We start from the raw sequence: 13,353 nt of genomic DNA, 5'->3' as shown, positions 1-13,353 counted from the left end.
TGCAGCTCGCGCACCTGGGACAGCGCGTTGTCGAAGCCGCTGTTCGCCGCGGTCTGCGCGAGCCTCTCGCCGGAGTCGAAATCCCAGCCGGTGGGTGGTTCGATTTCGCTGGTGACCAGTCCCCCGCTGACGTCGGGCACCCAGTAGCCGAACCGGACCCGCTCGGTGATCTGCTCCGTGGTCATAGCTGCTCCATGGTTATCGGGGGTAGCCGTCGGATCGGAGGCCGGACGCCACGCATGCGTCCGGCGCTCCTTCCACTTCAGCACCGGCCCCCGGTCGGAGCGAGGTTTTGAATCTGCGCGATTCGGATCAGGTGTCGGCGAGTTTCCGGACCAGTCGCGAGCGACCTATGTCCTGCCGATGAAGAAAGCGGTGCGGGTCGCCGAAGGTCTCGAAGCCGGATCGGCCGCGCGGATAGAGCTCACCGTCGCGCTGTGATGCGAAGCCCGGGCGGTCCGCATTCGACCGGCCGCCCGGCGTGCGGAATTCAGCGCGTCTGGGCCGCGGACATGCACTCGCTGGCGATGCGACTGCTGGCAGCGCGCGCCTTGTCCCCGTCCTCCTTGCTCATCCCCAGCGTTTCCTGGTTGGGCGACTTGGTGTCGTACTCGTCGCTGATCATGATCCGCAGTCCGGCCTGCGAAATGCCTTGGTCGACGAACACTTTCGCGGCGCATTCGGCCAGTTGCTTGTTCTTGAGGCCCTTGTCCTGCAGCGACTTGGCGAGATCGGCCTGCGTCACCGTGGGCGCCGCCGTGTCCTTGTCGCTGCCGCATGCCGCGAGCACCGGCAGCGCGATCAGCGCCGCGGCGATCATGCAGATCCGCACCTGACTCCTCTTCCTCGACTGACCACTGTCGGTGGCGTGGCCACCATAATGCCGTCCAGCGTTGCGCGGTAGTCGTGCGCGGTAACCACAGCTGGATACGTTGGGGCGCAACTCTTCCGTGGCAGCGTCAGAGGTCCATCGCCGCGCGTAACGCGGTGTCGAGCCGCTCCAGCGTCGCGGTGTCCGCCACGTCCACCCGCTCGGCCAGCCAACCGCGGAAGATACGCCCGATGTTGCCGGCATGCACCCAGCCGTATTTCTCCACCGGGACCGCGAGGATGTCCTGCGGATCGTCCTCGATCACCTCGGCCGCGATCAGCCACGGGCGCGGCGATTCGTTGATGCCGTCACTGCTGATCAGCACGACCGTTCGGCGACGCGGCGAACCATGCGGGTTGTAGATCCACAGTTCACCCCGCCGCACGCATCGCCTCCTCGGCGGCCGCCAGCTCGGCCGCGTCCGCGGCGGCCTCGGCGGTCACCTCCGACACCGGACCCACCCCGGTGCGCACGGCCTCCCGTCGCGCGGCCTTCGAGATCCACGCCGACGGCGACATTCCCGCTCGAGCGGCCGCCTGTTCGGCATACGACCAAGCGGCTTCGTCCAGCGAAAGGGTGACCTTACGCGTTGCCATACCGATTATCGTACCGCCACTTCCTGGTCCAAGCACCACTCCCGGCGCCGACCGGCCGCACGCTGCGCGATGCCAACTGATGACAGGTGACTGCTGTTAGGGTTGGCGCATGACGACGTTGCACCATCACCGCGTCGGCGCGGGCGACCCGCTCGTGCTGGTCCACGGGGTCGGAGGCCGGTGGCAGGTGTGGGAGCCGATCATCGACACCCTGGCCGCGTCGTACGAAGTGATCGCCGTCGATCTGCCCGGTTTCGGCGGTTCGACGCACCCGCTCGAGCACAACACGGTGCCCGATCTCACCGACGCGCTCGCGGAATTCCTCGCCGCGCAGGGGATCGAACAACCGCATCTCGCGGGTAACTCGATGGGCGGTCTGATCACGCTGGAATTGGGCGCTCGCGGGCTGGCCCGCTCGGTGACCGCCTACTCCCCGATCGGGTTCTGGGACACTGCCGGTCGGGTGTGGTGCCAGCAGTCGCTGGGCAGGTTACGAGCGCTGGCGCGCAGGCTGCGCCCCGCCCTGCCGTCCGTGCTCGGCACCGCCGCGGGCCGGACCGTCTTCCTCGCACTGATCTTCGGCAAACCATGGGCGCTGGACGCGACGGTGGCGCTCGACACCGCCATCGGCGCGGCCGACGCGGCCGGATTCGACGAAGCGATCGCCTCGTTCACCGACGTCCAGCTGCCCGAGATGGGGGCGCTCGCCGACATTCCGGTGACCATCGCCTGGGGCAGCCGCGACATCCTGCTCACCTACGCGACCCAGAGCCGCAAGGCGCGCAGCGTGCTGCCGGACGCCGAGCACGTCACGCTGCACGGCAGCGGGCACACGCCGTTCTTCGACGACCCGGCCGGGTGCGCCCAGGTGCTGCTCGAAACGATGGGGCGCACGCGATAGGCGCTCGTTCCCCCGGCCCGTGGGCGGGTCGAGCAAGCACAACGGCCAGACCATGGACATGCTCCACGAGCTGGTTGCCAGTGCGAAGCTGGTGACCGGTCGCAGCGATGTGTGTGCGGTCATCCTGTCCGGCAACGGACCCAGCTTCAGCAGCGGACTGGAGAGCATCAACCCGGCGAAACCCTCGCCGCCGAGCGCGCGACCCCGACTTCCCCTGATCGTCCGCAAGTCACTGAGGCGACCTACCGGTAAATAGCTGTGGATTTGCTATTCTTCCGAGAAGTCTCCGCGCGGCCGATTGGCGCTGCTACCATTTGCACGATTTGCCAGCCAGTCGACTAGTGGTGCGCGGCACACTGCGAAGGGTCTGTGTATCGCGGGACGTCCGTGTTTCGCACCGCTCTCGGGAAGAAACCGGAGGGCTCACAGACAGTGATCAAGACCGCATCCTTCCTGCTCTCGGCGCTGGCGGGCGCCTCGGCCCTGCTCTTCACGGCGACCACTCCCGCCCTCGCGAACCCGAACGCCATCAATCCGATCCCGGTGCTCAACGGCACGACCGGATTGCCGAATCTGCTCGGCCGCACCAAGGCGGTCTTCCAGGTCACCGGTATGGCCAGCCCGAACAACACCCAGACCTACAACGTCCTCGGCACCGATCTCGGCATCATGTGGGACAACGGGCACGGCGAAATGCTCACCGCGTTCGGCGACACCGCCGGCGTCGGTTTCCCGAATCTGCTCGCGGGCAGCATGTGGGCCTGGCGCAGCAATATCCTGCTGCGCAGCCACACCACCGATCCGGCCGAGGGCATCTACTTCGACAGCGTGGTGCGCGATATGTTCGGTCAGGCACGGGACCTGATCGCCAGCCCGAAGATTCCCTTCCTGGAGATCAGCCGGATTCCGACCGCGGGCGTCGCTGTCGACGGCGTGCAGTACATGAGCCTGATGTCGGTGAAGACCTGGGACGATGTGGGCCAGTGGAGCACCAACTTCTCCGGCCTCGCCGTCTCCGGGGACAACGGCGAGACCTGGGCCGAACTGCCGGAAACACGGCGGAACAACGAGGGCGGGAACGCCAACTTCCAGATGAACGCCTTTCTCGCCGACGGCGGATACATCTACGAATACGGCACGCGGTCCGGGCGCAATCACACCGCGCATGTCGCCCGCGTGCGCGCGCACGACATCGGGAACCTCGCCGAATACGAATACTGGGACGGCGCGGCCTGGCGGAAGAACGACGTGGATGCCGCCGCCCCCATCATGTTCGGCGTCGGCGAACTGTCGGTGATGTACAACGAGTATCTGGGGCAATACATTTCGCTGACCACCGACCGATTCAATTCCGTGGTGATGCGGCGCGCACCCGCCCCGGCCGGACCCTGGAGCGATCCCGAGGTGCTGATCGACACCCGCGAATTGCCCACCGCGTACGCACCCTCGATTTTTCCGTACCAGACCGGGCGCGATCTGTACTTCCTCACCACCGTGCACAGCCAGTACAACGTCCTGCTGATGCGCACGACGCTGTAACCGGGGAGCCCGGCGATCCGACGCGGCGTTCGACGTGCCGATCCCCCTGCGCGAGACCACGCCGGCGCACTGGCTCTCGCAGGTATCGGACCGACTCGGGCAACCCCACCGGTCGCGCGCCGCGCGATCAATAGACTCGACGTATGGATGCGGCCGAGTGGGATGAGCGTTACGCGCAAACGGAATTGGTCTGGGGCGCACCGCCGAACAGCACCGTGGTGGAGCACGTCTACGGGTTGGAACGCCGTGCGCCCCTTCGAGCCGCCACGCCCGAGGGCGATGCGCCGGAGCTCCCGCGCGCTCTCGACTTGGCGTGCGGAGAGGGTCGTAACACCCTGTGGCTCGCGACGCACGGGTGGCAGGTGCACGCCGTCGACTATTCCCAAGTCGGTATCGACAAAGGCCGCACCGTCGCGTCGCGGCTGTCGCGTTCGGTCCGCAATCGCATCACCTGGCAGTGCGCCGATGTCACCGATCTGGACGAGGCGGGGATCACCGGCCCGTTCGAGCTGGTCTTGATGGTCTTTCTGCACTTGCCCGCCGAGCAGCGTCGCGCACTGGTCCGCAAGGCGGCCGGGCTGCTGGCTCCGGAAGGCACCTTGCTCGTGCTCGGCCACGACACCACCAACATCACCGATGGCTGCGGCGGCCCGCGAGATCCGGACATCCTGTTCACCCCCGACGACATCGTCGCCGACCTCGGCCCCTTGGCGGCGGCGAGCGAGGTGCGCGTGCGCATCGCCGACCGGGTCTATCGGCCCACCGAAACGGGCGACGCGATCGACGCCCTGGTCATCGCCACCCGACCACCCGAATAGCGGTTCAGGACCAGCGCTCCAGCCACGGGGTCACGGTCTCGGCGATCACGTCGAACCCGGCGCGGAAGGCGTGCGGCTGTCCCGGAATGACGCGGACTTCGGCAGCGTCGGCGGGATCGGGAATGCCGAACGGGTCGTTGGCCCCGTTGACGACCACCACTTCGATGTCACCGGGAGCGAGCAGTTCGTTCCGGCGCGAGTTCTCCGGCTTCCCCGGCGGATGCAGCGGGAATGAGAGCGCGAGAACGCCGCGGACCCGTGCCGCGACGGCGGTACGACAAGCCACTCGCGCCCCGTTGCTGCGCCCGCCCTGGATCAGCGGAATGCGCTTACGCCCGCGCAATCGCGCCACGATCTCCAGCCAAGCCTCGTCCTGCACGACCGCCGACCCCGGCGCCCGCCGCCCAGCGACCCGATACGGCTGGATCACCCGCGCGACTGCGCCCCCCAGCCGCAACGCGGCATCACGCACCGCGAGCAGGTCCTTCGCCTCGACCCCACCACCCGCGCCGTGCGTGAGCAGCAGCAGGAACGCGGGCCTGCGCGGCTGTTCGAGTTCGACCTCGGCGGGGCCGGCACTCGTCTCGATGAGCATCCCGTCCATTGTGCAGCGACTTCATCGCCGCGTATTCGTCGACCCGCTTGCGGCCGGCGAACCTCGCTGCGACTACTCACCGGCGGGATCGCCCGGAAGCGCGCCAGTGGTCGAGGACGGGCCAGATCGGCGTGGCGAAGCCGGCGTTTCGCGAGGACACTGAGGACGTAGCGCCCAACTCGTCCTCAGGAGCACATGCGATGCCAACCAACGGGCCTTTCGGCATCGATCCAGAAGAATTCGAACGCGCACTGCGGGACGCGGGAACCGAACTCCGCGACCTGCTCGGGAAAGCCGGCGTCTACCTGGATCGCCTGGATCACGCGAGCATCGGTTCGCTGGCGGCGCTGCTCGGCCAGTTCGTCCAACCGGAACAGCCACGTCCACCGAAGACCGAGGGCGAGATCACCGGTGAGACCGGCGGCGGGGTATGGGTGATCTACACCATCGACGACAGCGGCGAGGCCAGGGTCGATCAGGTCTTCCCGAGCGAACTCGAGGCTTTACGCGCGCATCGCGACAACACCGATGAGCGCCGTCGAGTGCGGTTCCTGCCCTATGGGGTTCCGGCGAGCGTGTTGGACGCGTCCTGACGGCGCTGACTCCCTCGGCTCCGGCGTCGTCCATGTCATCCGCGCGACATGACGCAGGCCGGACGCGCGCGTACCCACGACCACCGCTGCGCGCAGGTCGCTGTCCGCGCCGACGGCTGCGGTGACGGAGCGCAACCATCAGACACTGTAAAACGCGTCACATCGCCAAATCAGCCCTTTGCGCCGTCATTACCGGCCGGTAATATGTCTTCATAAGTTACCCACCAGTAGCATGCCGAAAACCGGCACGTCTGCCGGTGGAGAGCGGAACAACGGGCGGGAACGGCAACCATACCGACCGCACCAACTCAACGGAGAGTGAGTACCGACAATGGGTCACTACAAGAGCAACGTCCGCGACCTGGAGTTCAACCTCTTCGAGGTGCTCGGCCTCGGGTCGATCCTGGACAGCGGCGCCTACGGCGATCTCGACACCGACACCGTCAAAGAGATGCTCAACGAGGTGCGCCGCCTGGCCGAGGGTCCGCTCGGCGAGTCGTTCGCCGACGCCGACCGCAACCCGCCGGTCTTCGACCCCGAGAACCACACCGTCACTCTGCCGGATTCGTTCAAGAAGAGCTACCGCACCCTGCAGGACGGCGGCTGGGACAAGCTGGGCGTCGCCGAGGAGCTCGGCGGCCTGCCGATCCCGCGCGCTGTGTACTGGGCCGTCGCCGAACTGATCCTGGGCGCGCAGCCCGCCGCCTTCATGTACGCCGCGGGCCCCGGCTTCGCCAACATCTTCTACAACAACGCCACCGACGAGCAGAAGAAGTGGGCGCGGATCGCCGCCGAACAGGGTTGGGGCGCCACCATGGTGCTGACCGAGCCGGATGCCGGCTCTGACGTCGGCGCGGGCCGCACCAAGGCGATCAAGCAGGAAGACGGCTCCTGGCACATCGAGGGCGTCAAGCGGTTCATCACCTCCGCCGACTCCGACGACCTGTTCCCGAACATCATGCACCTGGTGCTGGCCCGCCCCGAGGGCGCAGGACCGGGCACCAAGGGCCTGTCGCTGTTCTTCGTACCGAAGTTCCACTTCGACCCCGAGACCGGTGAGCTGGGCGAGCGCAACGGCGTCTTCGTCACCAACGTCGAGCACAAGATGGGCCTGAAAGTATCGGCCACCTGTGAGGTCACCTTCGGCGGCCACGGCATCCCGGCCAAGGGCTGGCTGGTCGGCGAGGTACACAACGGCATCGCGCAGATGTTCGAGGTCATCGAGCACGCCCGCATGATGGTGGGCACCAAGGCCATCGCGACGCTGTCGACCGGATACCTGAACGCGCGGGACTACGCCAAGGAGCGGGTCCAGGGCGCCGACCTGACCAAGATGACCGACAAGGCCGCGCCGCGGGTGACCATCACCCACCACCCGGACGTGCGTCGTTCGCTGGCCACCCAGAAGGCCTACGCCGAGGGCCTGCGCGCGGTGTACCTGTACACCGCCGCTCACCAGAACGCCGATGTGGCCCAACAGGTTTCCGGCGCGGACGCCGACCTGGCCGCGCGGGTCAACGACCTGCTGCTGCCGATCGTCAAGGGCGTCGGCTCGGAGCGGGCCTACCAATACCTGACCGAGTCGCTGCAAACCCTGGGCGGTTCGGGCTTCCTGCAGGACTACCCGATCGAGCAGTACATCCGCGACGCGAAGATCGACTCGCTGTACGAGGGCACCACCGCCATCCAGGCGCAGGACTTCTTCTTCCGCAAGATCGCCCGTGACCGCGGCGTCGGCCTGGCGCACGTGGCCGGTCAGGTGCGGAAGTTCATCGACGCCGAGGCCGGCAACGGCCGGCTGAAGGCCGAACGCAAGCTGCTGGCCACCGCGCTGGAGGACGTGCAGGCCATGGCCGCCACGCTCACCGGCCACCTGATGGGCGCCCAGGAGCAGCCGAGCGAGCTGTACAAGGTCGGCCTGGGTTCGGTGCGTTTCCTGCTCGCGGTCGGTGACCTGCTCATCGGCTGGCAGCTGCTGCGTCAGGCCGAGGTCGCCATCGCGGCGCTGGACAAGGGCGCGACCGGCGCCGACGAGGCGTTCTACCAGGGCAAGATCGCGGTCGCGCAGTTCTTCGCCCGCAACATCCTGCCGGAGCTGACCGCCACCCGCGCGGTGCTGTCCCACCTGGACAACGACATCATGGAGCTGGACGAAGCCGCGTTCTGACGCCCACACCACCGCAACGGCACAACGGCCCGGAGATCTTCTCCGGGCCGTTGTTCGTCGTTCGTCCACATTTGTCGATTCGTGACGTTCCACCACCCCTCGGCGTCGATCCGCTCCGGTAGATTGCGTGCTCCCGGGGAGCGACAAGAGCCTCCCGCTTCCCACAGTTCGGCACGAGGATTGTCGGCGAAGGGGCCCGAGGTGACGCGCAACGCAACTGGCATCGGCGCTTATCTACGCGAACGACGCCTCGCCGCGGGGCTGACGCCCGCCCATCTCACCGAGCGCGCCGGGCTCACCGAAGCGGTGCTCGACCAGATCGAGACAGGTGCGGTGGCGCCGAATCAGCCACGGCTGGAGCGATTGTTCGACGCGCTCGAAGTGCCGATCTGGTACCGCAGACACATCGTCGTGCTGAGCCTGCCCAGTTTCTTCGCGGCCGCCTACGGTCCCGGCCCCGATACGCCGACTCCGGACGACCGGGCCGACCTGCACAGCCTTCCGGACCCGGCCTGCTACCAGCGGATGCCCACCCAGGACCTGGTGGAGGTCAACTCCGCCTATGAACGCGCGTTCCCCGGTGCGGTAGCCCGAGGGAACGTGCTGGAGTGGATGTTCCTCGACGCGGCGGCCCGGCGGGTAATGGTGGACTGGGCCGTGGAAGCGCACCTGCTCGTCGACGCATTCCGCATCCTGTCTCCGCTCGCGCCGCGCGAGCGCGTCGAGGAGATCGCCGAACGCTGCCGCCGCTCCCCCGACTGGGATCGCATGTGGACCACCGAAGTGCGCCCCGCGGATATCCCTCGCCGCCGGCTGCGGGTGCGCGACCTCGCCACGAGACGGGTCCGATCGATGAGCATGCGGATCTACAGCCCAGAACTCCCGGAACGCCCGTGGTGGCTTTACCGGCTGGTGACGATCGGCCGAACGGGTTGAATCGCCCCAGCTATGAAGGCGACATCGCGGCCGCGAACGGGCAGAATGACCGAGCAGACCGCGTCCAAGACGAAGGGAATTCCCGGATGACTCGATCGCTGTCCGTACTCGCCGGAGCCGGCGCGCTAGCCGCGATCCTCGCGCTGGCCGCCGCCACACCAGCCGCGGGCGACCCGAACAACGTCATTCCGATCCCGGCGCTCAACGGCATTCACGGTCTGCCGGACCTGCCCGGGCCCGCCAAAGCGGTGTTCCAGGTGACCGGCATGGACAGCCCGAATCGCACGCAGAACGTCAACGTGCTCGGCACGGATCTCGGCATCATGTGGGACGACGGCAACGGCCGCATGATCACCGCCTTCGGCGACAGCGCCGGCATCGGCATCCCGAATCTTCTCGCGGGCAGCGTCTGGGCGTGGACCAGCAATGTGTTATTCCGCAGCTCCAGGCACGATCCGGCCGACGGCATCGTCTTCGACGACGTGGTGCCGAATCCGTTGCCCAGCCCCAAGATCCCCGGCATCGAGATCAGCCTGATCCCCACCGCGGGCATCTCGGTGGGCGGCGTGCAGTACATGAGCATGATGTCGGTACGCGAATGGGGCGACCACGGTAGGTGGAACACCAACTTCTCCACCCTCGCCTCGTCCGGCGACGGCGGCACCACCTGGACGCAGCTCACCCACACCCGCCGCGCCAACGTCGACGGCCACGAGAACTTCCAGCAGAACGCCTTCCTGAAGGCGGGCGGCTACATCTACCGCTATGGCACCCCCGCGGGGCGCAACAATCCCGGATTCATTTCCCGCGCCAAGGAATCCGATATAGCGAATATCGACGCCTACGAGTATTGGAACGGCAAGGAGTGGAAAGCCACTGACGCCAAGGCCGCGACACCCATCGTCGGCGGCGTCGCCGAACTCTCGGTGATGTGGAACGAACACCTCGGCCAGTACGTCATGCTGACCACCGACCCCGCCAACAACGTCGTCTTGCGCACGTCCGCCGCCCCCGAGGGCCCGTGGAGCGAACCCCGCGTCCTCATCGACGCCCGCGCCCTCCCCACCGCGTACGCGCCGATGATCTTCCCGTACCAAACCGGCCGCGACCTCTATTTCCTGGTCACCCAGCACACCCAGTACAACGTGCTGCTGATGCGAACGCCGTTGTGAGCCAGACCAGCCAGGCTCGCCCGCCGGAAAGGTCAGTGCGGGAACAAAATCCGGCCCAGGAACTGTCCCAGCGCATGCCCCGAACCACTGGCGCTGCCCGTATTACCGTTGTTGTCACACTCTCGCTGCGCGAACAGACCGTCACCACCCCAGCTGCAGCGGACCGGCGTCGGCTGCGGTGACTCCTCCGCTGCGGCGGTACCTGCCGTCGCCATGGTCGCAACCACTGCGGCCACACCCAATACAACGCGCACGACAGTATTGTTGATTCGCACGGAATCCCTCCTGAACCGCAAGAAGCGGTGAATCTGAACTGACTCGAGCGATTCTGCCTTACCCTCCGGATCTCCTCCAAACCCTGCACAAGATCAGCTGGTCCGTAGTCCGGGCGTCCTAGCCCTTGAAAAGCGGATCGAGCTGTGGGTGGCGCCGCGTGGCGCTCTGAACGGAGTTTCGCGTACATTCCGGCGCATGGGATTCTTTGGTGGGTTCGGCTCCAAGCGCAGTCGGTTCGGGAAGCAGGCATTGGTCATGGTGCGGGCGCAGAATCAGGTGGCGTGGGCGGAATTCGATTCGACGGACTTCGTGATCAATTATGCTACACACGATGGCGATCGGGGGCAGATAAGCCTCAGGACCGTGTTCAAGCGGTGTGCGGGCTTTTCGGATATGGAAGCCCGGCGGATGCTCTTCGAATTCGTGGCTATGAGTCCGGCTGTCGACGGCCCGGAGCGGCGGCCGAAGGGCTGGGATGCGGTCGCTCCGCGGTTGCGGCCGCTGATTCGGCAGGCGGGCCAGCTCGATATGCGCGCGGAGGGAATGCGGATCGCGGACCATACGGTGTGGCGGCCGATTCTGCCGTGTTTGATCGAGACGGTGGTGATAGACGGGCAGACCTCGATGCAGAACGCAAACCCGGGCCTGCTCGAGGAGTGGGGTGTGGATGCCGATACCGTGTTCGCCACCGCACGCGCCAATGTGGCCGAGCTGGCGCTGGATACGGTCGCAGGCTACGACCCGGGTTCCAAGGCTGGGATGTTGCACATTCCGGATGTCAGCGGTGATCTGTACGCGGGCTCGATGCCGTTGGTGGACGGATGGCTGACCGGTATCGGCGCGAAAGCCGGCGCGCGGCCGATCGTTTTCGTGGCGCAGAACGTGGGTGTCTTGGTCGGCGCGGAATTCTCCGAGGAGCACGTGCTGCATTTGGTGCGGATGGCACGGCGGCTGTTCGACGATGCGGTGAGGCAGGTTTCGCCTGTCCCATACACACTGGACGAGGAGGGCCGGCTCGTTCCATATCAGGTGCCGCGAAATCATCCGGCATGGCGTGAGATCCGATCCGCGGAGTCGACACTGGCCGCGCAGGTGTACGGCCAGCAGTACGAGCATCTGCGTGCAGACCTCGATGCGGGACTGACCGACGATCTGGCCGCGAAGCTCATGCACGTCCGCAGGGACGGCGTCGAGACAACCTTATCGGCGTGGACCGATACAGTTCCGACACTGTTGCCGCGGGCGCACAATGTCACCCTCACCAATGTCGATACCGGCGCGACCTTCGCGGTGCCCTGGCAAACACTCGCTGCCGCAATCGATTTACGTCCCGTCGAGGGAATCTACCCACCGCGCTATCGCGTCGAGTCGCACCCGGACGTGGAAGTCATGGCGCGACTACGTGCCGCACAGGAGTTCGACTGAGTCCCGATTCGCTGGTCGAGAAGATCATGGCGGCGACGACCACGAGTTGATTCTGCCGACCCATACTCGAGGAATTTCGACGGCGGGCTATCTCGTCTTTCAGAGAGTCCTTGCCCTACCGCTGGCACGGACGTAGTGCGAATAGACGGTATCGAGGCTCGACGCGGCGATCAGTGCGTGGATTTGTCCACGTACCAGAGTCCTTGCCCTTGGGCAGGGTGACGGTGTTGGGTTCGGTCGGTTTGGTCTTCTCGCCGGTGATGGATTCCACCTTTGCTGGGAGCCGCTCTGCGTCCGCGCGGATTTATCGCCCACTCCTACCGCGGCTCGACGTGAAATCGCCACGCGTCGCGCACGATGTCGGTGATGTCTGGTTTTTGTGGTGTCCAGCCGAGTTCGCGTTGCGCGAGTTCGGAGGAGGCGTAGAGGGTTGCGGGGTCTCCTGGTCGCCGTGCTGCGGTCTCGATGTCGAAGGGTATTCCGGTGACGTCGCGGATTGCTTGGACGACTTGGAGGTTGGAGTAGCCGATGCCGTTGCCGAGGTTGTAGATCTTGTGTTCGCCGGGGTGGATGTTGTCGAGGGCGAGGAGGTGGGCGTGGGCGAGGTCGGTGATGTGGATGTAGTCGCGGATGCAGGTGCCGTCGGCGGTGGGGTAGTCGTCGCCGTAGAGGGTGAATTTGTCGCGGTGGCCGAGGGCGGTGTCGAGTGCGAGCGGGATGAGGTGGGTTTCGGGGTTGTGGCGTTCGCCGATCATGGTGCCGTCGCCGCAGTCGTGGGCGCCTGCGACGTTGAAGTAGCGCAGGGAGATCGCGCCGATCCGGTGGGCGCGGGTGTAGGTGGTGATGGCTTTGTCGATGGCGAGTTTGGTGTCGCCGTATGTGTTGACCGGGTTGGTGGGTGAGGTTTCGACCAGGGGCAGCTGGGCGGGTTCGCCGTAGACGGCGGCGGTGGAGGAGAAGACGAGTCGGCTGACGTGGGCGCTGTGCATGGCGTCGAGCAGCGCGAGGGATGCGCGGGTGTTGTTGTCCCAGTGCCATTCGGGGTGGTGCATGGATTCGCCTGCGGCGATGAGGCCGGCGAAGTGCAGGACGGCGTCATAGCCGGCGGTGGGGGTGAGAATTTGAGCTATGTCGTGGACGCGCAGTTTGACGAATTCGGCGTCGTGTGGGATTTGGCGGTCGTCGTTGCGGGAGAGGTCGTCGATGACGGTGACGTCGTGTCCGGCGTCGAGGAGCAGGCGTGTGACGGTGGCGCCGACGAATCCCGCACCCCCGGTGACCAGGATCTTCATCTGACCTGCACTTTCATGGCGAGTAGATGGTCGTGGATGTTTTGCTTGTGCGTCCGGAAGTGGTCCTCGGGGCTTTCACGACGTGCGCTGCCCGGTCCAGTCTTGCGTAAGGCGATCCGATTCGAGGGTATTCGATGTATCGCAGTGGATCGTTTCGCCCGCGCGGTTGTTT

Annotated in this window: 14 protein-coding genes and 1 pseudogene; 8 read left to right on the top strand and 7 right to left on the bottom strand. The window is 66.3% G+C overall.

The features are described from left to right. Window positions 1–8 precede the first annotated feature (8 nt). The 4 genes and pseudogenes from ACT89H_RS15760 to ACT89H_RS15745 all read right to left on the bottom strand — a co-directional run. A pseudogene (locus ACT89H_RS15760) lies at window positions 9–185 on the bottom strand (dimethylsulfone monooxygenase SfnG); the annotation flags it as partial. Window positions 186–490: 305 nt separating this feature from the next. After that, window positions 491–832: a hypothetical protein gene (locus ACT89H_RS15755; RefSeq protein WP_445109367.1), complete on the bottom strand. Its 342-nt coding sequence runs from the start codon at window positions 830–832 to the stop codon at window positions 491–493. A 127-nt stretch (window positions 833–959) separates the two neighbouring features. Then, window positions 960–1,256 (bottom strand): hypothetical protein, encoded by a 297-nt coding sequence (locus ACT89H_RS15750; protein ID WP_445109366.1) that lies wholly within the window; start codon window positions 1,254–1,256, stop codon window positions 960–962. After that, window positions 1,243–1,467 carry a hypothetical protein gene (locus ACT89H_RS15745; protein WP_445109365.1) on the bottom strand — a complete coding sequence of 75 codons (225 nt, stop codon included), beginning with the start codon at window positions 1,465–1,467 and terminating at the stop codon, window positions 1,243–1,245. The genes ACT89H_RS15750 and ACT89H_RS15745 overlap by 14 nt, the downstream gene beginning before the upstream one ends. 109 nt (window positions 1,468–1,576) lie before the next feature. Here ACT89H_RS15745 and ACT89H_RS15740 point away from each other — a divergent pair, with 109 nt between their 5' ends. From ACT89H_RS15740 to ACT89H_RS15730, 3 genes are all read left to right on the top strand, one after another. Then, complete coding sequence (locus ACT89H_RS15740) at window positions 1,577–2,368, top strand: alpha/beta fold hydrolase (RefSeq protein WP_445109364.1); 792 nt, start codon at window positions 1,577–1,579, stop codon at window positions 2,366–2,368. A gap of 432 nt (window positions 2,369–2,800) precedes the next feature. Beyond that, complete coding sequence (locus ACT89H_RS15735) at window positions 2,801–3,907, top strand: glycoside hydrolase family 183 protein (RefSeq protein WP_445109363.1); 1,107 nt, start codon at window positions 2,801–2,803, stop codon at window positions 3,905–3,907. 143 nt (window positions 3,908–4,050) lie between these two features. Continuing rightward, entirely contained in the window at window positions 4,051–4,725 is a 675-nt protein-coding gene (locus ACT89H_RS15730) for a class I SAM-dependent methyltransferase (protein ID WP_445109362.1), read from the top strand. Between the two features lie 4 nt (window positions 4,726–4,729). On the opposite strand, the gene ACT89H_RS15725 is transcribed toward ACT89H_RS15730, so the two are convergent. Next, entirely contained in the window at window positions 4,730–5,320 is a 591-nt protein-coding gene (locus ACT89H_RS15725; RefSeq protein WP_445109361.1) for an alpha/beta hydrolase family protein, read from the bottom strand. A 200-nt stretch (window positions 5,321–5,520) separates the two neighbouring features. On the opposite strand from ACT89H_RS15725, the gene ACT89H_RS15720 reads away from it, so the two are divergent. From ACT89H_RS15720 to ACT89H_RS15705, 4 genes are all read left to right on the top strand, one after another. Continuing rightward, entirely contained in the window at window positions 5,521–5,913 is a 393-nt protein-coding gene (locus tag ACT89H_RS15720) for an Rv0313 family protein (RefSeq protein ID WP_445109360.1), read from the top strand. A 331-nt stretch (window positions 5,914–6,244) separates the two neighbouring features. After that, the gene (locus ACT89H_RS15715; RefSeq protein WP_445109359.1) at window positions 6,245–8,080 is read left to right on the top strand and encodes an acyl-CoA dehydrogenase; all 1,836 of its coding nucleotides are present in this window, start codon (window positions 6,245–6,247) and stop codon (window positions 8,078–8,080) included. A gap of 201 nt (window positions 8,081–8,281) precedes the next feature. After that, on the top strand, window positions 8,282–9,016 hold the full coding sequence (locus ACT89H_RS15710; RefSeq protein WP_445109358.1) for a helix-turn-helix domain-containing protein: 735 nt from the start codon (window positions 8,282–8,284) through the stop codon (window positions 9,014–9,016). Between the two features lie 86 nt (window positions 9,017–9,102). After that, window positions 9,103–10,188, top strand: a complete 1,086-nt coding sequence (locus ACT89H_RS15705) for a glycoside hydrolase family 183 protein (protein WP_445109357.1) — start codon at window positions 9,103–9,105, stop codon at window positions 10,186–10,188. Window positions 10,189–10,220: 32 nt separating this feature from the next. Here the strand turns inward: ACT89H_RS15705 and ACT89H_RS15700 are convergent, their stop codons facing one another. Then, window positions 10,221–10,463 (bottom strand): hypothetical protein, encoded by a 243-nt coding sequence (locus tag ACT89H_RS15700; protein WP_445109356.1) that lies wholly within the window; start codon window positions 10,461–10,463, stop codon window positions 10,221–10,223. A 430-nt stretch (window positions 10,464–10,893) separates the two neighbouring features. Here ACT89H_RS15700 and ACT89H_RS15695 point away from each other — a divergent pair, with 430 nt between their 5' ends. Further along, on the top strand, window positions 10,894–11,889 hold the full coding sequence (locus ACT89H_RS15695; RefSeq protein WP_445109355.1) for a DUF1444 domain-containing protein: 996 nt from the start codon (window positions 10,894–10,896) through the stop codon (window positions 11,887–11,889). Window positions 11,890–12,206: 317 nt separating this feature from the next. On the opposite strand, the gene galE is transcribed toward ACT89H_RS15695, so the two are convergent. Further along, a complete protein-coding gene (gene galE / locus ACT89H_RS15690; protein WP_445109354.1) occupies window positions 12,207–13,181 on the bottom strand; it encodes a UDP-glucose 4-epimerase GalE in 975 nt (324 codons plus the stop codon). Window positions 13,182–13,353: the final 172 nt, after the last annotated feature.

The sequence above is a fragment of the Nocardia aegles genome (assembly GCF_052545135.1).
This window is presented reverse-complemented; position numbering and strand designations above follow the sequence as displayed.

What these genes read in the sequence shown, in the direction of transcription:
- ACT89H_RS15730 (WP_445109362.1), top strand. Translation starts at nt 4,051, where the DNA reads ATGGATGCGGCCGAGTGGGATGAGCGTTACGCGCAAACGGAATTGGTC.
- ACT89H_RS15720 (WP_445109360.1), top strand. Translation starts at nt 5,521, where the DNA reads ATGCCAACCAACGGGCCTTTCGGCATCGATCCAGAAGAATTCGAACGC.
- ACT89H_RS15725 (WP_445109361.1), bottom strand. Translation starts at nt 5,320, where the DNA reads ATGCTCATCGAGACGAGTGCCGGCCCCGCCGAGGTCGAACTCGAACAG.
- ACT89H_RS15745 (WP_445109365.1), bottom strand. Translation starts at nt 1,467, where the DNA reads ATGGCAACGCGTAAGGTCACCCTTTCGCTGGACGAAGCCGCTTGGTCG.
- ACT89H_RS15715 (WP_445109359.1), top strand. Translation starts at nt 6,245, where the DNA reads ATGGGTCACTACAAGAGCAACGTCCGCGACCTGGAGTTCAACCTCTTC.
- ACT89H_RS15705 (WP_445109357.1), top strand. Translation starts at nt 9,103, where the DNA reads ATGACTCGATCGCTGTCCGTACTCGCCGGAGCCGGCGCGCTAGCCGCG.
- ACT89H_RS15740 (WP_445109364.1), top strand. Translation starts at nt 1,577, where the DNA reads ATGACGACGTTGCACCATCACCGCGTCGGCGCGGGCGACCCGCTCGTG.
- ACT89H_RS15695 (WP_445109355.1), top strand. Translation starts at nt 10,894, where the DNA reads ATGAGTCCGGCTGTCGACGGCCCGGAGCGGCGGCCGAAGGGCTGGGAT.
- galE (WP_445109354.1), bottom strand. Translation starts at nt 13,181, where the DNA reads ATGAAGATCCTGGTCACCGGGGGTGCGGGATTCGTCGGCGCCACCGTC.